Here is a 17,700-nt window from a genome sequence, read left to right on the forward strand (position 1 = left end):
GCGTGCGCGCGGCTGGAACCCTCTGAGGGACCATCAACAGCCGTAGCGCCGTGGGAGGCCCCTCCGCATGGATGTGCACCTGCACCCGCATGTCAGTGCACGCCGCCGTGCGGCACTCGGGGCCGCGCTGCTGGCGGCCACGCTCGCCGTGCTGCCGGCCTGCGGTGCCCCGCAGGACCTCACCGCTGCGGTCTCCTCCAGCAGCTCATCGGCCGCCGCGAGCGCGAGTTCCAGCCACACCACCGCTGCCTCCTCCGCGAGCCCGAGCGCCTCAGCAAGTACACGCCCGTCCGCAAGCGGGAGCGCCTCCACCAGGCCGAGTCCGTCCGCCACCCGCCCAGCCGGCGTGAGCGTCAAACCGAACCCGGCCCGCGCCGGGTCCGCTCTCACCCTCACCGTCTCCGGTTGCAAGGGCACCGGCGGCATCGGCTCCTCCACCGCCTTCAGCGCCGACGCGCCGCTCTCCCCCGCCCCCGGCGGCGGCAACCTGCTGACCGGCACCACCACCGTCACATCGACTGCCCTGCCCGGCACCTACCCCGTCGCAGCCGCCTGCGCCGGCGGCGGCACCGTGACCGGCACTCTCACCGTGATGGGCGCCCCGCCCTCCAACGGCCACATCGGAACCGGCGCCGGCGGCAGCGTCACCCACAGCACCAACCCGGCACTCGGCCTCCTCGGCGCCCTGCTGCTCCTGAGCGGCGCCGCCGCCTGGTGGCGGGCACGCCCCCGCGCCAACGGTCACGACCGTGCCCACTGACGACCCGCAGCGCCGCAAGCGCAGCAACGCGCTCCTCGTCGGCGCGGTGGGCGCGCTGCTCATCTGGATGGCCGCCCACGGCAGCCTCCAGACGGCCCCTCAGCCACCCCCCTCCGCGGCCCTGGCCCGCACCGTCGACGGACGCGGACCTCTGCCCGCCTCAGCCCCCGAACGTGTCCGCATCCCCGCCATCGGCGTCGACGCCCCCACCACCGTTCTCGGCCTGGCCGCCGACGGCCAGATCGCCGTACCCACCTACCGCCAGGCCGACCGCATCGGCTGGTACCGCTACTCGCCCGCCCCGGGCACCCCCGGCACCGCCGTCCTCCTCGGCCACGTCGACACCCCCACCGGCCGCGCCGTCCTCTACCGCCTGGGCCAGCTCCGCCCCGGCGACCGCATCCGCATCGACCGCCAGGACGGCAGCACCGCCGTCTTCACCGTCACCCGCATCGCCGCCTACACCGACAGCGCCTTCCCCACCAGCCAGGTCTACTCCCTCTCCAGCCCCCCACAACTGGCCCTCATCACCTGCGGCTACGGCTACGACCCCACCACCCACCGCTACCTCGGCAGCATCGTCGCCTTCGCCCGCCTCACCACCTGACCGCCTCCGCAGAACGCACGGCCGCAGCCGTCTGGGGTGCCACCGGCCGGGCGGTCAGCCGCTGCGGCGCAGGGCTGCGATGAAGGCGGTTCCGTTCGGGGTGCCGACGCCGGTCATGGTGTCGTATCCCTTGACGGTCACCTGCTCGGTGTCGGGGCGTTGCTGGACGTCGAAGACGTCGACGCCCGCGCTGGTGAAGGTGTCGTCGGGCGCGATGTAGGCGGCCCGGTTCTGCTGCGGCGCGGACGTACTGATCGGCAGGGTGTCGTGGAACGCCCGGGTGCCGGCCAGACGGTAGAGCAGCGGGTTGATGAAGCCGTACGGCAGCGTCCGTCCCTGCTGGGCATCGGCGACCAGGCCTGCGACCAGTGGGGTGGCCAGGCTGGTGCCGGCGCTTGCCACGGTTCGGTAGCGCCCGGGCTTCCCGTGGCTGTCCGTGTCGGTGTAGCCGGTCAGCATGCCGGTGTCGGGGTCGGCGTCGGCGGCGATGTCCGGCACTGCCCGGCCGAGCACCGTCTGCTTGGCCACCCGCACCCGTGCCATCGACGCCGGGACGACGCCCTTCTGGTACGTCGGCTGCCGGTAGACGTCGCTGACGCCCCCGCCGCCCCCGCTGACACCGAGGTCGGTCCACCTGCCGCCGTCCAGGGAGCCGTAGTCATCGGACCAGCCGGTCTCGAACACCCGGTTGCGCGCGGCCCCCACCCCCAGGGTGGTGCCGCCGACCGCCACGGCGTACGGGTCGGAGTCGGTGACGGTCAGGCCGGGGGTGTCACCGGAGGCGACGTACATGCCGACCCCCTCGGCTGCGGCCCGAACGTCGATGGCGTGCACGATCTGCGGAGCCACGTCTCCCAGCGGGATCTGCCACGAGTTCGACACGATCGAGGCCAGGGGGCGGTGTCCGTCCCCGGTCAGCACGGCCGAAGCCGCGTCCAGCAGCGCCTGGTCCTCGTCGCAGCCGGTACCCACCACCATCACCTGGTCCGCGCCCGGTGCCATGGCGTAGACAGCCTCGGAGTCCATCTCCGCCTCGACGTCAACGGCAGGCGACTGTGCCGCACGGTCTCCTGCCGGCGAGGGCGCGGTACAGGCGCCCCCTGCCTGGACCTGCCGGAACTGGGAGCGCTTCGGCAGCGGCAGCCGGTTGCTGCGGGCGTACGCGGTGAGCGTCTGGAACATCGCGGTCGGCGACTCGTCCTCGGTCAGCGCCACACGCTGGCCCCTGCCGGTGTCCCTCCACGTCGCCCCGTAGGCGGCCCGCAGTTGGGCCGCGGAGTACCCGCACACCGGCAGCGAGGCCCGGGTCAGCCCCCGGTAGGCGGGATGCAGGACATGCACATGCTGCGCCCAGTACTGGCCGCACGTCGCCGGCTTGCCCGCTGACTTGCCCTCCGGCTTGCCCGCCGCTGGGCTCTGCGCAACCAACGCGTCCGACACAGCCGTGCTCCGCGATCCGACGGACGCGCTGCTCAGCCCGGTCACCCCCAGCACATCGGGGGCCAGCGACGCAGGCATCGACACCTGGCGGTCGTTGGAGGTGAACACCGGCGACCGGCCCGCCGACCCGCGTTCGGTGTCCCGGGGCTGGTACTGGCCGATCCGCACCTGGAAAGCGGACTCGAACGCCGAGACCGGCCCCGTCGCCGACACGAAGTCACGGCCGCCGTCGACCTGAACCCCCGTCAGCCCCCTGCCGGTGAGCCACCCCACCACCGCCCCCACCTGCGCGGCCGACGGACCGAACCTGGCGGTGTAGGCATCCGGGCTCAGGTAGCGGTGGAACTCGGGGCTGCCCGGCGTGGCCACCGCGTCCGCGGACGCGGCGGCGCGCGCCGCGTCCGGCCTGAGCCACACCTGGACCGTCAGCCGCTGCGACGCGGGCACGGCCCCCACCCAGACGGCAGTGCCCACCGCCGCGCGGACCGACCCGGGCAGCGCGACAGTTGACGCGGTCCGCCCAGAACCCGACGCACCCGCGACGCCGCCGGACGCCACCACCGCCGCACAGGCCGCCATCGCGGCCACCGTCTGAAGAAAGCCCCTCACCAGCGCTCCTGTCCTCCACGAACACAGCGCCGCACGGCCGCCGCTCTCCCCGAGTACAACGCAGTTCGCACACCCTCGGTTGCGGCAGCGTCGGCATCGGCGTTCAGCGTGAGCCCGCTCCCGACGAGCTGTGTTCCCGGCGGGCACCGTGCTGACGGGAAGTCACCGGTCGGTGCTGCCCGTGGCAGTGGCAGCATCCAGGCGTGCCTGCTCGGCGAGGTGTCGTTTGGCGGTCTCCCAACTGATCGGCAGCTCTTCCACCGGAAGCTCCCAGAAGGTGAAGGTGGAGCTCCGCATGGTGGGGCGCAGGACGCTCATGATGCTGCGGTGCGGCTCTGTCCCCGCGAACGCGTAGAGGGCGTCACGCCCCTCCCAGGCGGAGAGCGTGAAGAAGGTCCGCTTCAGTGGTTGGGCGATCAGGGACGCACCCAACGCGCCCGGTGCGGACCGCACCTGACGCCATGCAGCGAGCGACTTCAGGAAGAAGCGCGGCACGTCTTTGGCGGACCGCACCTCGAAGCGCGACGCCATGACGAACGCGCGAGTGTCAGGGGTGGCCGGGTTCGGAGTCGTCCAGGGCAGAGTTGGCATCGTGTTCCCCCGTTGTGAAGTTGGCGAGTAGCGGTATCCATATTAGACAGTTCGAGTATCCAATGCCGCCCGCTCAGCCAGGCAGTCGTAGCCGTGGCCGGTTCACGCAGGCTCCTGATTCAGACGTCCCCGAAGTCGTCCACATCCCCGCTCGTCCGGACATCACCCGGGAGCTGACCGCGTTCGCCTCCGCGCTGGAACTCCTAGCGAGCCCCCGGTCACTCCGCCCCACCCCAGCGCCAGCCCCCGGGGCAGCGCGAGACCGACGCTGGATCCGAGCAGGCCGCTACCGCCGCAGGGAACCGATGGCCGTCTGCCGAACCGGTCTGCCCGGAAGAACACCAGGTCCACTGACCGCGCACGCCCCACCACAGCTTCAGCACCGAGCCGCCTCTGACCGGTTACGAGGTGAGCGCACCCGCGTCTGTTGTGTCGCTCACCGGCGGCACCGTGATAGCCACTGGGGCGCTGGCGTAGTCTGAGTACCCACCGTGACGTCCTCGGTGCCTTGGGGGTCACCGCAGTCACGTGGAATTTGACCGGCAGGCTCTGGTCAATGACCCACATGTCCACGTTCTCCGTGGTCACCCCAGCCTCGGCCACCGCGTCGACCGCCGCTTTCAGATCCGCGTCCGAAGCCGCCAACATCGGATGCCGTCCCGACCGAACAGGCAGACAGCGTCAGAGCACCTCCCGACACAGCAGAGACCAGCCACACCAACCCAGCACGACGCATATGAAGCCTCCCCATGGACAGAACAAGAATCCGCGCGCCGCGCGGACGCTACAGGCAAACCTCACAAGCACCATCACCCCTTGACTGACGATCATGCGGACATTGGAGGCAGAGCGAGAACGTCAGCAGAAGGGCGCGGGTGGCTGTCAGCGTCAGATGCTGAGCACCCCTGCCAGGCGCTGTGCGAACTCTTCGGGCGTGAGCACCTCGATCCCCAGGTGACGAGCCTTGTCGAGTTTCGAGCCGGCCTTGTCTCCGGCAACCACCAGGTGGGTGCGGGCAGAGACGCTGGAAGAGGACTTGCCGCCGGCCCGGGCGATGAGCTCGGTCATCTCGGTGCGTGAATACTCTGTCAGGACTCCACTCATCGCGCCGGTGACTACCACCGTCAGGCCCTCCAAGGGCCGCGCCCCCGGCGGCTCGGCTGCGACCGCGTCAGGGGCTGAAGTGACCACTGCTCCTCCGGGCTGAGTCATGTTGACCCCGGCCCGAACCAGCTTGTCGATGACCGGGGCGACCTCCAGGAGTTCGGCCACGATCACCGGGGCCTTCTCGCCGCCGATCCCGTCGACCGCCTCCAGGCCCTGCGCGTCGGTGTCCCGGATGGCCTGCATCGATCCGAAGTGCCCGGCGATCCGCAGCGACATCGACCGTCCCGTCCCCAGTACGCCCAGGGCGCAGAACACTCTATTGAGTGGCCTGTCCTTGGCGGTCTCGATCGCGGCCAGCAGGTTGTCGGTGCTGCGCTCCCCCATCCGGTCCAGCGACAGGACCTGATCGCGGGTCAGGGTGAACAGATCGGCGAAGTCCTCGATCAGTCCGAGCTCGACCAACTGGACCACGATCTTCTCGCCGAGGCCGTCGATGTCCAGCGCGTCACGGGCCACCGCGTAGCGGATCGACTCCACCTGCCCGCACGCACGGCCGCGAGCGCAGCGCCAGCGCTCCTGGGTCCGGTCGATGTCCGCGTCGCAGCGTGGGCAGGTGTCGGGGAAGGTGATGGGTCGTTCGGTTCCGGTGCGCAGGGTGGTGACGGGTGCTTCGACGCGGGGGATGACTTCGCCGGCGCGGTAGACGGTGACGTGGTCGCCAAGCATGAGGCCGCGGCGGGTGATGTCGGCGGGGTTGTGCAGGGTGGCGTAGGTGATGGTGGTGCCGGCCACGGTGACCGGGTCCAGGACGGCGCGTGGGGCGATCACGCCGGTGCGTCCGACACTCCACTGCACCTCGCGCAGCACGGTGATCTTCTGGACGGCGGGGAACTTCCACGCGGTAGCCCAGTGCGGGGTCCGCGACCCGGTGCCGGCCTCGGCCCGGTCGGCCGGGGTGTCGGCCTTGATGACCGCTCCGTCCAATTCGAAGCCCAGGGTGGTGCGCAGCGCGCCGATCTCGGTGATCCGGGCCAGGACCTGCTCCACGCCGGCGCAGGCAGTGGTGGCGACCTCCGTGTCCAAGGTGGTCCGCACGCCCAGGGCCGAAAGGCGCGCGATGAGCTGGGTGTGGGTCAGCTCCTGAAGAGCCGGGTCGGAAGTGTGCTCGGCATTGGTCACAGCGTCGTACCCGAGGAAGGTCTGCTCGACCTGGTAGGCGCGGTCCTTGGCGCGCAGCGACCCGGAGGAGGCGTTGCGGCGGTTGGCGAACACCGGAGCCCCGTGGGCCAGACGCAACTCGTTCGCAGCCTCGAATTGTGCAGTGGTCATCAGCACCTCCCCGCGGACCTCCACGGTCACCGGCTCCACCAGTTCGGAGGGCAGGCCCAGGACCGTACCGATCGCGTGGGAGACATCCTCCCCTGCGCTGCCGTCCCCGCGGGTTACCAACTGCACCAGGCGCCCGCCCTCGTAGCGGGCGGCCAGAGCCACCCCGTCCAGTTTGGGCTCCACCGACCACCCGGCCACCGGACGCCCACCCAACCGGCGCTCCAGTGAGGCCACCCAGGCGTTGAGTTCCTCAGCCGAGAACACGTTGCCCAGGGAGAGCATCCGTTCCCGGTGTGCCACCTCTCCCGAGGTCACCCCGGCGGCCACCTGACGGGTCGGGGAGTCCTCGGCGGTCTGATCCGGATGCTCGGTCTCCCATACGGTGATCGCGCGCAGCAAGCGGTCGTACGCGTCGTCGTCCAGGCCCGACTCACCGTCCCCGTAGTATGCGTCCGCCGCAGTACGCGCGGTGGTGACGGCCTGCAGGTACGAGTCATGGTCAACGAGTGGAGCGAAGAGCGGGGCACTGGTCGGTGTCATGTGAGTCATCCTGAACTACGGGTCTGACACGCCAGCCGTGCCGTGGTCAGCAAGTCGTCCGGCCCGCGCACCCATGGGCATGGACCGTCAGTACCACCACCATGCCACCGGGAACGGGGAGCCCAATAGCGCGGGCCCGCGCGTGCAAGCGGCGTCATTCGCGTCGTTCGGACATGGCAGCACTCTGCGCGCCTCCGCGCCGCTCACGCCAACACCGACCTGAGACACACTGACCACCGGCAGGCGTTGAGTGCGGTTCTGTCAGCACCCCGATGACAGAGGCGCCGGATAGTCTGAGCCGGTGACCGAGCTAAAGGAGCCGATGGCCGTAGCGGAGATCCGCTGGCTGCCGGAATCGCAGGGCGGCCGTAGTTCGGGCCCACCGACCGCCTCGGTGTACGCGGCGACCGCCACGTTCCCCGGTTCTGACGCGCCGCTTCTCAGCATCCTGGTGGAACACATCACCCCTCAGCCCCACGGCTTGGCCCTCGCCAACATCGGCTTCCTCGTCCCCGAGCTGGCCAGACCACACCTTCACGTCGGAGCTGAACTCCTGATCACCGAAGGCCCCCAAATCGTCGCTCACGCCATCATCCGCCACCTGATGGCCAGTGAGTAGCACGGACTGAGTCACCAGACACCATCAAGATCGCGATCTTCGGCCGCTGCACTGCTCCCGAGGACAACATCGGATGGGCAGCCCCGAACTAGCCTCGGGCTTTCATCATGTGGGACAAGAGTGAACCGGTCAGCAGCCCTCGTTCCTGGCCTGCTGAGATGTCCTTCTGGGTCCTTGCGGCTGCGGCCTGCTGCTCTGCACCTGCCGGGCGAGGGCTACGCCGGTACTGACTGTCTGAAACGCTGTACAGCATGGACGTCCCCCAGCTCACCACCGAGGACCATGCGTCCGCCGAGCACGCCCAGCAGCGGCTCGCGAGCCTGTCCGGTGCCGCCCCGAGCCTCTTCCGACAGATGAAGTCGTGGCAGGACTTCGTGACGGGTGTCGAGGAGGGGTTCGACACGACATGGCTCTGGGACTACCACAACGACCTGGGTTGCCGCGACTGGCTGCACGACGCCGGGCCGCTGCTCACCCCTGCCTTGCGGACGCTGTGTCAGACCGTGATCGATGAGTGCGACGCCCGCTACCGCGCGGCGACGAGGCCGACCATGCCACAGGGCCCCGGGCCAAGCCGTTGGGCAGTGCAAGGCAGGTGGTGGCACGACCGCTTTCCCCTGTTGATCGACCACAACGAGGACGTTGAACTGCCGCCGTCCTGGTCGCCGACGCCCAAGCGCCTGCTCTAGCGGCATGTCGCCGGGAGCGAACCCGTCCGATCCTCGATCAAAATATTGAAGAGCACTGCCGACCTGCAACGATGGGACTTCTCCAAGATCCTGTCCGCCGCAAGGAAGGGAGCGTTCTCCAGGTGAACAAGCGTGACGGTGTGCTGATCCTGGCACACACCGAGAAGCGGGACGCCGCACCGCAGCCGAGCACATCACCACGACCCGCCCGGCCCTGGCCCAGTCCCCCAAGCGCTACCGGCGCGGCCGACGGATCCTGATCCGCACCAACCACACAACGGACCGCACCCTAACTGGTTGGTGCGGGTCGGGTGGTAGTCGGGATGATGGGGCCGAGTAGTCCCTAACCAGGAGTGAACCTGTGTCTGCGATCATCGAGCTGGCCTGTGTCGTCCTCGACTGCCAGGACCCTGCTGCCATGGCGGCGTTCTATCAAGCAGCGTCCGGGGGCGAGATCACTCACACCGACGACGACTCGGCGTGGGTCGCGATGGCCGGAACGACCTGGGTCTTCCGGAAGATCGAGGGCTACAAGGCGCCGAGTTGGCCTTCGTCGCATGTCCCGCTGCAGATGCACATGGACTTCCTCGTTGCCGACCTCGACGCGGCCGAGAAGCAGTTGCACGCTTACGGGGCCACCACGCCCGAATATCAGCCGCATGACCGTTCGCGGGGGCTGGTCGTGATGCTCGACCCGGCTGGCCATCCGTTCTGCATCGCTACCCGCAGTTGACGCGCCCGGAAGGCCTGGTGCCTCACACCATCGGGCGCCTGCGGCGTGAGAACCCTCGCATCGTGAAGATCCGCTGCTGAGCCCGGAGGTGCCATGCCCCTGCAGATGAAGTTGACTGCGATAACACTCGACTGCCGTGATCCGCTGGCTCTGGCGGCGTTCTATCAGCAGGCCATAGGCCTTGCGCTCCATCCAAAGTCAGACGCCGACTTTGCCGGCATCACGCGTGAGGACGGTCTCTTCATCGGTTTCCAACGTGTCGACGACTATCAGGCTCCGCGGTGGCCCGACCAGACGGTTCCGCAGCAGTTCCACCTTGACTTCGCGGTCCAGGACTTCGACGAGGCCGAGGCGGAACTGCTGGCGCTGGGCGCGGGCAAGCCGGATCACCAGCCGGGCAAGGACAAGTGGTGGCGAGTCCTCACGGATCCAGCTGGGCATCCCTTCTGCCTGGTCATGGACAAGGAGAGCAAGCCGACCTAGCGAAGTCCCATCGTCCCGCCGAAGCCTGACGAGGTAGACCCTGACGCCTTCGGGGTCCATGCCGAAGGTCGCGGCAACAAGCGGGCGAGGGTACTCACCAGATCCACCAGCCGAGTGCGTCGCAGGGCTGTCAGCGGCGGGCCATAGGGTGCCTTCAACATCGTGTAGGAGGTGGCCCATGGGCTTCTCAGGGCACTTGGTCTTCGGCCGCAGCACCCAGCCGCTGCTGGCCGCGCCCGTCTTCGATGACCTCCATCAGGAGGTCAAGGACACCATCCGACCCTGGAAGGCCAGGCCAGGATGGTGGCAGACGTTGGAACTCGACAACGGGCTCTGGGAATCCGACTACCTGCGCGAACTGGTCGCCTGGACGAACGCACCAGCCTGCGTGGCCAACGTGAACGACAGCGACATGGCCCTGATCGCCGGTCTCGACCCCGTAGGACGAGAGTGGCAAGCCTGCCTGAACCTGGAGACCGCAGCATCGCTGCTGGCCGCAGAGCCCCAGGACATGGACGATCTGAGCCTTTGGGTCGGCTCGCCTGGGTTTCACGAAGCGGTACAGCGTAAGCGGGCAGAACTCGTGGAAGAAGTCCCGCGATCCGCCGAAGCGGCCCTGGCCTGGGCCGCCGCAGCCGGAATCACGCCTTCCTCCCGGAGCGGGATCGAGGCGGTTCTCCTCTCACACGACACGTTTGCGGAGAACCTCTTCCCCGCCTTGCTGGACGCCCTGGGCTTCCCCGCTCCGATCGACGACACGATAGAGAACATGTCGCAGACAGCGTGAGCGGTGCCGGGAAGCGATGCGGGAGCCTGGCGCCAGCTGCCTGCTCCGCCCCCCTGCTGGACCGTCCGAAACCGCCCCTTGCCACCTGGAGCCGTTCATGGCCGTTCGCCGCGTCGGACCCAACATCCAGTCCGAGGCCGCCGAGCAGAGCCGGGAGTTCTACGGCATGCTGGGGTTCGAGGAGGTCATGAACCACGGCTGGATCATGACGCTCGCCTCTCCCTCCGCTCCGGCGGCCCAGATCAGCGTGATGGCCGAGGACCTGACCGCGCCGGTCGCCCCCGATCTGAGCATCGAGGTGGACGACGTCGACGCGGCCTACGCGGTGGTGCGGGCCAGCGGTGCGGAGATCGTGCACCCCTTGCAGGACGAGGAGTGGGGCGTCCGGCGCTTCTTCGTCCGCGACCCGAACGGCCGAGTGGTCAACGTGCTGGGCCACCGCTGAGGACCCCGCACGGTCCGCCGCCGTAGTCGCTACCGGATCCTCATCTTTTCTTGACACGGTCCTCAGGACCGGCGCACAGGATGGGGGTCCAGAGGGATGCGGAGACCTGGACAGGTCCGGGTCGGCGGCTTGCTGGAGGCTCTCGTGAGTGACAGCCAGGGACAGTACGGTGCGGCGGGCACGGCAGGCGGCGGCTGGGGACCTCCCTATCCGCCGGGGACGCCGACGGCCGAACGGACCATGAGCGACTACCCGCCGCCGGCTTACGGGCCGGTCCCTCCTCTCGGCCCGCCGCCCAGGCGATCGCACAGGCGGGGCCGGCGGCTGGGCACATCGGTGATGCTGCTGGCCGCGGTTGGGGTGGGCATCGGGATCGACCATGCGTTCTGGCGTCCTTCGGTCGCGGCGCCGGCCTCGTCCTCGACGTTCGGCGCAAACGCGACCCCGCAGCCGGGCGCCTCGCTGCAGCCCGGGGCAGGTGCGAGCCCCTCCCCCGCCTTCCCCACCGCTCCGGCCACCCAGGGGGCCGGAGCGGCCGGCGGGGACTCGGCGGTGGCGGCCAAGGTCGAGCCGGCGCTGGCGATCATCAATGTCACTCTCGGTTACCAGGACCTCCAGGCAGCGGGCACCGGGATGGTGCTCACCTCCAACGGCGAGATCCTCACCAACAACCATGTGATCAGCGGGGCGACTCAGATCTCCGTCACCGACGTGGGCAACAACCGCACCTACACCGCGTCCGTGGTCGGCTACGACGCTGCCGAGGACATGGCGGTGCTGCAGTTGCAGAACGCCTCCGGACTGGCCACGGTGCAGATCGGATCCTCTGCCAAAACCGCCGTGGGAGACCAGGTCACCGCCATCGGCAACGCCGGCGGGACCGGCACGCCCACCGCGGCGTCCGGCAGCGTGACCGCACTGAACCAGGCGATCACCGCCGGCGACGACGCCACCGGCTCCTCCGAACAGCTGCACGGGCTGCTCCAGGTGGACGCGAACATCCAGCCGGGCGACTCCGGCGGCCCACTGGTGAACTCCTCCGGCCAGGTCATCGGGATGGACACCGCCGGCTCCGCCTCCTCCTCCCGCTTCCAGCAGACCGCCACCCAAGGCTTCGCCCTGCCGATCGACACGCTGGTGCCGCTGGCCCAGCAGATCGAAGCAGGCAAGGCGAGCTCGGCCGTCCACATCGGCGCCACCGCGTTCCTCGGCGTCGAAGTGAGCAGCGGGAACAGCGCCGGCGGCAGCCAGGGCAACAGCGGCGGCCTGAGTGGCGGCGCAGGCAGCGGCACCGGCGTCAACGGCGCTGTGGTCGCCGGAGTGATCAACGGCTCGCCCGCCGCGCAGACCTCGCTGGCGCAGGGCGATGTGATCACCTCCGTCGGCGGACAGACGGTGTCCAGTTCGGCGGCGCTGAGCACGGTCATGGCCACCCACCGCCCGGGAGACAAGGTCACCGTGGTGTGGACCGACACCTCCGGCACCCAGCACAGCGCCTCCCTGGTCCTGGCCAGCGGCCCGGCGACCTGACGAGGCGCCAGGGCGGGCGCTCGGGCCGGTAACGGCCGGGCGCCGGCCTCGTCCGGGACGACCGGCAGCAGCCACCACCGCGACGCTGACAACCAGGCCTGCTTCAGCAGCAGCGGTCCGCAGCGCATCGATGACCGCCAGGATCACACCGACGGCGCAGACGGTGGCGCTTTCTCGTCGCTCTCAAGGTCACCGATGTATCCGGTCCCAGGGTCGGAGTACAGGAAGCCCGCGTTCACCCCGACGCCTACGCTGGCCAAGCCGTCGACTCGGTGACGACTCGACATCTGAGTACGCGTACTCAGGCTCAGTGGGGCGAGTTGAGGCAGAGTACTCCCGTTGCGGATCACGATCACGGGGGTGCGGAGTGAGCAGCGCGGGGACGGTGGAACCGACGTCAGGACGCTGGCGGCCGAGCGGGCGCACGCTGCGTGCGGCCGGTGCGGGGCTCGGTCTCATGGTGGCGCTGTTCCTCGCCGAGTGGCTGCTGGACTCCTCCTCCGCCTGCCGGAACGCCCCCGGCTGGGGCTGCCTCGGTGTGGCGGTGCTGTGGGACGATGCCACCCCGTTCGTGCTGTTTCTCGGCGCGTGGGCGGTGCTGCGGGTGCTCGGGGTGCGCCCGGCGTGGCTCACCGCGCTGCTCGGCACCGGCCTGAGCTGGTACCTGCTGCGGTATCTGACGGCGGTGAACAGCATCCCCTGGCTCCCGGGCGACGTCAGCTGGGCCCGGTTCGTGCTACCGACCGCTGCCTTCGCCCTCGCTGCGTGGTTCACCGCCTCGCTGCGCCCGTGGCTGCCGCGGGTGGCGGCGGTGGTCGCGCTGGCGCTGGTGGTGCCGGTGAACGCGTACGCCGTCTCGCAGATCGCCACCAGCCAGGAGAACGGCGTCCTGTCGGCGAGCCCGCTCCCACTGCTGGGACCGCGGGTACCCGGCGGCTACCACATCGAAGGTGCCGGGACCGAGACCATCACCGGCCCGGTCTTCTTCTACCGCCTCGCCCCCGACGGCCAGACCGCCTCCACCATGGCGGAGCTGCAGCGCGAGATCCAGGTCACCGTCGCACCGGTGCAACCGCGGTTCACCCCGCCGTCGCACTGCGCCGCGGTCAACTCCACCTACCCGGTCCCGGCCCCCGCCTGCATCGCCGTCGCGCCGGGGGTGTGGAGATCGGGGAACTCCCAATACGTCTCCTACTACGTCCGGGTGGGCGACACGGTGGCGGACATCCAGGCCACCTCACCGCCGGTGAGCGCAGCCGTGCTGACCGCGATCGCGCAGAGCATGAGCGTCCGTCAGCCGTCGTACTTCACCGGAGGATGAGCCTGGGCGCTACCGGCCCTCGTCGGCGTTGAGCCAATGGTAGTGGTGGGCGGTGTTGGTGAGGATGTCCATCAGTTGTGCGGTGATGCCGAACCTTTCGCGGTTGATCTGCAGGGCGCGGGCCAGATCGCCGTCCCCGCCGCGTTCGGTGGCTGCCTTCCAGTCCGCGAGCATCTCGACGAGGTCGACCAGCGTCATGCCGTTGATCCCGTCGGGGAAGTGCTCCGGGTGGTGGCGGTTGTGCGCGTAGTGGTGACGTAGTCCCTCGCCCATGGCTGCCACCGCTGCCGCGTATTCCGCGGTGCCGTAGGTCGCTTCGTGCAGCCTGGGAACGCACTGGTCGTAGGTGGAGAGCTCGGGTTCGCGGGTCTTGCTCAGGTCGTGTTGCGTAGAACGGTCGATCAGCTCCTTGATCGGCTCGCCCATGAGCTCGGCGACGCGCAGGCTGTGGCGCAGGGTGTCGGCAGTGGAGTCGAACGGTGTGTCCATCGTGGTCCCCGCGTGATCGACTGGAGGGTTGTGACGGTCGTCGGATCAGCTGAGCTGCAGTGACCCTCCCGACAAGGGTTCAGCTCGGCGCGGGGTGTGTCCAGCGGCGGCGGTGAGTCAGTGCGGGGCCGGGCCGGTGCTGTTCCTGACGATCAGTTGGGTCGCCAGTTCGATGTGCAGGGCCTCGGCCTGGTGGCCCTCGAGCACCCGGATCAGGGCCGTGACGGCCAGCCGGCCCAGCTCCTGCAGTGGCTGGCGCACGGTGGTCAGGGTCGGGGTGGTGGCCCGGCTGACGTCGATGTCGTCGAAGCCCACCACCGACAGGTCCTCGGGTACGCGCAGGCCGCGTGCGGCGGCGGCCTGAAGGACGCCGACGGCGACCTTGTCGTTGAAGCACACCACGGCGGTGGGGCGCGGGGACAGGTCGAGCAGTTCGCCGCCCAGGCGGTGGCCGGTCTCCGCGACCGGTTCCCCGGCCCGGACCAGCGCCGGGTCCGTCAGCGCTCCGACCTCGGCCAGGGCGGCGGCGTGGCCCGCCATCCGGTCCTCGCCGGCGGTCAGGGTCGGCGCCGCCGTGATCACCGCGATCCGGCGGTGGCCCAGGCCGGTGAGGTGCGCGGTGGCGGCGCGCGCGCCGGTCACGTTGGCCGCCGAGACGGACAGCACGTTGCGCGGCACCCGTACCCGTGGATCGATCACCACGAAGGGGGTGCCCGAGGCGCGCAGCGCCTCCAGGTCGGCGGCGGACTCCGGCGGCAGGACCAGGAGCGCCCCGGCGATGTCGCGCCGGCTCGGCAGGCGCCGCAGGACGGTGTCGTGGTAACCGGCACCGCCGGCGTCCAGCAGCACCTCGCGGCCGTGCAGTCGGAGCGTCTCGGCGGCGGCGGAGACGATCGGTCCGAAGAAGTCGGTGAGCTCGTAGGGGCAGCGCAGCAGTACCAGGCCGCGCCGGGTGCGCGGACGCGGCTGCGCGTCCTGGCCCTCCAGTTGACGGACCGCCTCCTGGACCCGGCGGCGGGTCTCGACCGCGACGTGGGCGCGGTCGTTCAGCGCGCGGGAGACGGTGGCGGCCGACAGGCCCAGGTGCGCGGCCAGGCCGCGGACCGTGGCACGGCCGGGTGAGGGCCCGGTGATCTCCTGCTCGTGTTCCACGGCGACAGCTTAGGCCAGCGCTGACGTGCGGTGATGACACAGCTCCTTGACAGGTCTGGACCAAACTGGTTTCGTACATGGAACACATGTTGCAGAGAGCGCTCTACGACACATCATCGCAGGTCAGCCTCAGTAAATGATCTATACCAGAACGGCTTCTGCAACGTTTTCCGGGTCCATGTTTCAGAAACGCAATCCACCCATTGCGAAGGGCAGCCATGAAACATCTCCTCAAGGCCAGGAAGGCTGCGCGCCGGGCCGCAGTGCCCGGCACGGTCGTGGTCATGCTGGCCGCGGGCCTGTCCGCCTTCGGCGCCGGCAGCGCCCAGGCCGCCGTCTCGACCTCGTCCTGGTACAACCTGGTGGCCAACAACAGCGCCAAGTGCGTGGACGCCGCGGCAGCCGCCACCGCCAACGGCACCGCCGTGCAGCAGTACACCTGCAACGGCACCACCGCCCAGGAATGGGGGTTCCGCGCGGGCGCCGACTCCGGCTACTACGAGATCGTCAACTTCAACGGCGCCCAGCCGGCCGTCGACGTGAACGGCCCGTCCACCGCCAACGGAGCGGTGATCCACCTCTGGGCCAACGGCGGCTACAGCAGCCAGGAGTGGCAGCCGGTGCTGGAGAGCAGCGGGCGCTACCACTTCGTCAACCACTACAGCGGCCTGTGCCTGGACGTCCCCAGTGCCTCGACCGCCGACGGCGTCCAACTGCAGCAGTACACCTGCAACGGCACCGCCGCCCAGTCCTTCGCGCTGAACACGGTCGGCGGGGGCGGGGGCACCACCCCGCCGACCAACCCGAACAACCCGGACCTGGGGCCGAACGTCAAGATCTTCGACCCGTCGATGTCGGCGTCCTCGATCCAGTCGACCGTCAACTCGGTCTACAGCTCGCAGCAGTCCAACCAGTTCGGCACCAATCGCTACGCGCTGCTGTTCGAGCCCGGCAGCTACAACGTGGACGTGCCGGTGGGCTTCTACACCCAGGTCGCCGGGCTCGGCGCCTCCCCCGACGACGTCTCGCTGACCGGCGGCGGGGTGCACGTGGACGCCGCCTGGTCGGGCGGCAACGCCACCCAGAACTTCTGGCGCGACGTGGAGAACCTCTCCGACACCCCGAGCTCGGGGACGCTGGAGTGGGCCGTCTCCCAGGCCGACCCGTTCCGGCGGGTGGACGTGCACGGCAACATGACCCTGGACGACTACACCTCGGGCAACTCCAGCAGCAACTGGTCCTCCGGCGGCTTCATCGGCGACTCGCGGGTCTCCGGCCAGATCAACTCCGGTACCCAGCAGCAGTTCCTGACCCAGGACACCAGCATGGGCAGCTGGGCCGGCTCCAACTGGAACATGGTCTTCGTCGGCGACAACGGCGCCCCCGGGCAGTCGTTCCCGACGTACACCAGCGTGTCCCAGACGCCGACGGCCAAGGAGAAGCCGTACCTGTACGTGGACTCCACCGGCCTGTACAACGTCATGGTCCCCGGGCTGCGCACCAACGCGACCGGCCCGGACTGGACCGGCGGCAGCACCGCGGGCACCTCGCTGCCGATCTCCCAGTTCTACGTGGTCAAGTCCGGTGACACCGCGGCCACCATCAACGCGGCGCTCGCCTCCGGGCTCAACCTGCTGGTCACCCCGGGCGTCTACCACCTGAGCGCGCCGCTCAACATCACCCGCCCGGACACCGTGGTGCTCGGCCTCGGCCTGGCCACCCTGGTGCCGGACAACGGCGTCACCGCGATCACCACGGCCGACGTCGACGGCATCAACATCTCCGGACTGATCGTCAGCGCCGGTACCACCAACAGCTCCTCGCTGGTGCAGATCGGCCCGGCGGGCTCGACGGCCAGCCACGCGAGCGACCCGACCACGCTGTCGGACGTGTTCTTCCGCGTCGGCGGCGACGTGGCCGGCAAGGCCACCCAGTCCCTGGTGGTCAACAGCGCCAACACCGTCGGCAGCGACCTGTGGATCTGGCGCGCCGACCACGGCAGCGGGGTGGGCTGGAGCACCAACACGGCCGCCAACGGCCTGGTCGTCAACGGTGCCAACGTCACCATGTACGGCCTGGCGGTCGAGCACTACCAGCAGTACCAGACGCTGTGGAACGGCAACGGCGGCCGGACCTACTTCTACCAGTCCGAGATGCCCTACGACGTTCCCAACAACGCCAGCTGGACACCGGGCGGCGGGGAGAACGGCTACCCCTCCTACAAGGTCGCCAACTCGGTGACCTCGCACCAGGCCTGGGGCGTGGGCGTGTACTGCTACTTCAGCACCAACTCGGCGGTCGCGGCGGACCGCGCCATCGAGGTGCCGACCAGCGGCACGACCTTCCACGACATGGTCACGGTCTCGCTCGGCGGCACCGGAACCATCCACCACATCATCAACAACTCCGGTGCCCAGGTCTCCGGAAGCCCCACCGTGGCCTACCTGACCACGGGACCGTGACCACGGG

Annotated in this window: 16 protein-coding genes; 11 read left to right on the forward strand and 5 right to left on the reverse strand. The window is 69.6% G+C overall.

Annotated features, from left to right (window positions below; translation table 11 throughout):
- The first annotated feature begins 67 nt into the window (after nucleotides 1–67).
- Entirely contained in the window at nucleotides 68–760 is a 693-nt protein-coding gene (locus ABUW04_RS00305; protein ID WP_380561494.1) for a hypothetical protein, read from the forward strand.
- On the forward strand, nucleotides 750–1,367 hold the full coding sequence (locus tag ABUW04_RS00310) for a class F sortase (RefSeq protein WP_380561496.1): 618 nt from the start codon (nucleotides 750–752) through the stop codon (nucleotides 1,365–1,367). Before ABUW04_RS00305 ends, ABUW04_RS00310 begins: the two co-directional genes overlap by 11 nt.
- 54 nt (nucleotides 1,368–1,421) lie before the next feature.
- Here ABUW04_RS00310 and ABUW04_RS00315 read toward each other — a convergent pair whose 3' ends face one another.
- From ABUW04_RS00315 to ligA, 3 genes are all read right to left on the reverse strand, one after another.
- Complete coding sequence (locus tag ABUW04_RS00315) at nucleotides 1,422–3,416, reverse strand: S53 family peptidase (RefSeq protein ID WP_380561498.1); 1,995 nt, start codon at nucleotides 3,414–3,416, stop codon at nucleotides 1,422–1,424.
- 162 nt (nucleotides 3,417–3,578) lie between these two features.
- Nucleotides 3,579–4,007 carry a DUF3291 domain-containing protein gene (locus tag ABUW04_RS00320; protein ID WP_380561500.1) on the reverse strand — a complete coding sequence of 143 codons (429 nt, stop codon included), beginning with the start codon at nucleotides 4,005–4,007 and terminating at the stop codon, nucleotides 3,579–3,581.
- An 888-nt stretch (nucleotides 4,008–4,895) separates the two neighbouring features.
- A complete protein-coding gene (ligA, locus tag ABUW04_RS00325; RefSeq protein ID WP_380561502.1) occupies nucleotides 4,896–6,983 on the reverse strand; it encodes an NAD-dependent DNA ligase LigA in 2,088 nt (695 codons plus the stop codon).
- A 301-nt stretch (nucleotides 6,984–7,284) separates the two neighbouring features.
- Between ligA and ABUW04_RS00330 the strand changes: the two genes are divergently transcribed.
- The 8 genes from ABUW04_RS00330 to ABUW04_RS00365 all read left to right on the forward strand — a co-directional run bounded on the left by ABUW04_RS00330 (nucleotide 7,285) and on the right by ABUW04_RS00365 (nucleotide 13,590).
- Nucleotides 7,285–7,602, forward strand: coding sequence for a hypothetical protein (locus tag ABUW04_RS00330; protein WP_380561504.1), 318 nt, complete (start codon nucleotides 7,285–7,287; stop codon nucleotides 7,600–7,602).
- Between the two features lie 251 nt (nucleotides 7,603–7,853).
- Nucleotides 7,854–8,291 (forward strand): hypothetical protein, encoded by a 438-nt coding sequence (locus ABUW04_RS00335; protein WP_380561506.1) that lies wholly within the window; start codon nucleotides 7,854–7,856, stop codon nucleotides 8,289–8,291.
- A 361-nt stretch (nucleotides 8,292–8,652) separates the two neighbouring features.
- The gene (locus ABUW04_RS00340) at nucleotides 8,653–9,024 is read left to right on the forward strand and encodes a VOC family protein (RefSeq protein ID WP_380561508.1); all 372 of its coding nucleotides are present in this window, start codon (nucleotides 8,653–8,655) and stop codon (nucleotides 9,022–9,024) included.
- A 93-nt stretch (nucleotides 9,025–9,117) separates the two neighbouring features.
- Nucleotides 9,118–9,507 carry a VOC family protein gene (locus tag ABUW04_RS00345; RefSeq protein WP_380561510.1) on the forward strand — a complete coding sequence of 130 codons (390 nt, stop codon included), beginning with the start codon at nucleotides 9,118–9,120 and terminating at the stop codon, nucleotides 9,505–9,507.
- 178 nt (nucleotides 9,508–9,685) lie between these two features.
- Nucleotides 9,686–10,294, forward strand: a complete 609-nt coding sequence (locus ABUW04_RS00350) for a hypothetical protein (protein WP_380561513.1) — start codon at nucleotides 9,686–9,688, stop codon at nucleotides 10,292–10,294.
- Nucleotides 10,295–10,391: 97 nt separating this feature from the next.
- Nucleotides 10,392–10,739: a VOC family protein gene (locus tag ABUW04_RS00355; RefSeq protein ID WP_380561515.1), complete on the forward strand. Its 348-nt coding sequence runs from the start codon at nucleotides 10,392–10,394 to the stop codon at nucleotides 10,737–10,739.
- A 144-nt stretch (nucleotides 10,740–10,883) separates the two neighbouring features.
- Nucleotides 10,884–12,269, forward strand: coding sequence for a S1C family serine protease (locus ABUW04_RS00360; protein ID WP_380561517.1), 1,386 nt, complete (start codon nucleotides 10,884–10,886; stop codon nucleotides 12,267–12,269).
- A 385-nt stretch (nucleotides 12,270–12,654) separates the two neighbouring features.
- Nucleotides 12,655–13,590 carry a hypothetical protein gene (locus ABUW04_RS00365; RefSeq protein ID WP_380561519.1) on the forward strand — a complete coding sequence of 312 codons (936 nt, stop codon included), beginning with the start codon at nucleotides 12,655–12,657 and terminating at the stop codon, nucleotides 13,588–13,590.
- A gap of 9 nt (nucleotides 13,591–13,599) precedes the next feature.
- Here ABUW04_RS00365 and ABUW04_RS00370 read toward each other — a convergent pair whose 3' ends face one another.
- Nucleotides 13,600–14,079: a DUF5662 family protein gene (locus ABUW04_RS00370; RefSeq protein ID WP_380561521.1), complete on the reverse strand. Its 480-nt coding sequence runs from the start codon at nucleotides 14,077–14,079 to the stop codon at nucleotides 13,600–13,602.
- 117 nt (nucleotides 14,080–14,196) lie between these two features.
- A complete protein-coding gene (locus ABUW04_RS00375) occupies nucleotides 14,197–15,231 on the reverse strand; it encodes a LacI family DNA-binding transcriptional regulator (protein ID WP_232242091.1) in 1,035 nt (344 codons plus the stop codon).
- 218 nt (nucleotides 15,232–15,449) lie between these two features.
- Here ABUW04_RS00375 and ABUW04_RS00380 point away from each other — a divergent pair, with 218 nt between their 5' ends.
- A complete protein-coding gene (locus ABUW04_RS00380) occupies nucleotides 15,450–17,693 on the forward strand; it encodes an RICIN domain-containing protein (protein ID WP_030252554.1) in 2,244 nt (747 codons plus the stop codon).
- Nucleotides 17,694–17,700: the final 7 nt, after the last annotated feature.

Origin of the sequence: Streptacidiphilus jeojiensis (assembly GCF_042510965.1) — a bacterium.
Lineage (GTDB): Bacteria > Actinomycetota > Actinomycetes > Streptomycetales > Streptomycetaceae > Streptacidiphilus > Streptacidiphilus jeojiensis.

Excerpts from the sequence above, each read along its gene's own strand:
- ligA (WP_380561502.1), bottom strand. The coding sequence starts at position 6,983 with ATGACACCGACCAGTGCCCCGCTCTTCGCTCCACTCGTTGACCATGAC.
- ABUW04_RS00350 (WP_380561513.1), top strand. The coding sequence starts at position 9,686 with ATGGGCTTCTCAGGGCACTTGGTCTTCGGCCGCAGCACCCAGCCGCTG.
- ABUW04_RS00355 (WP_380561515.1), top strand. The coding sequence starts at position 10,392 with ATGGCCGTTCGCCGCGTCGGACCCAACATCCAGTCCGAGGCCGCCGAG.
- ABUW04_RS00335 (WP_380561506.1), top strand. The coding sequence starts at position 7,854 with ATGGACGTCCCCCAGCTCACCACCGAGGACCATGCGTCCGCCGAGCAC.
- ABUW04_RS00345 (WP_380561510.1), top strand. The coding sequence starts at position 9,118 with ATGCCCCTGCAGATGAAGTTGACTGCGATAACACTCGACTGCCGTGAT.
- ABUW04_RS00370 (WP_380561521.1), bottom strand. The coding sequence starts at position 14,079 with ATGGACACACCGTTCGACTCCACTGCCGACACCCTGCGCCACAGCCTG.
- ABUW04_RS00305 (WP_380561494.1), top strand. The coding sequence starts at position 68 with ATGGATGTGCACCTGCACCCGCATGTCAGTGCACGCCGCCGTGCGGCA.
- ABUW04_RS00320 (WP_380561500.1), bottom strand. The coding sequence starts at position 4,007 with ATGCCAACTCTGCCCTGGACGACTCCGAACCCGGCCACCCCTGACACT.
- ABUW04_RS00380 (WP_030252554.1), top strand. The coding sequence starts at position 15,450 with ATGAAACATCTCCTCAAGGCCAGGAAGGCTGCGCGCCGGGCCGCAGTG.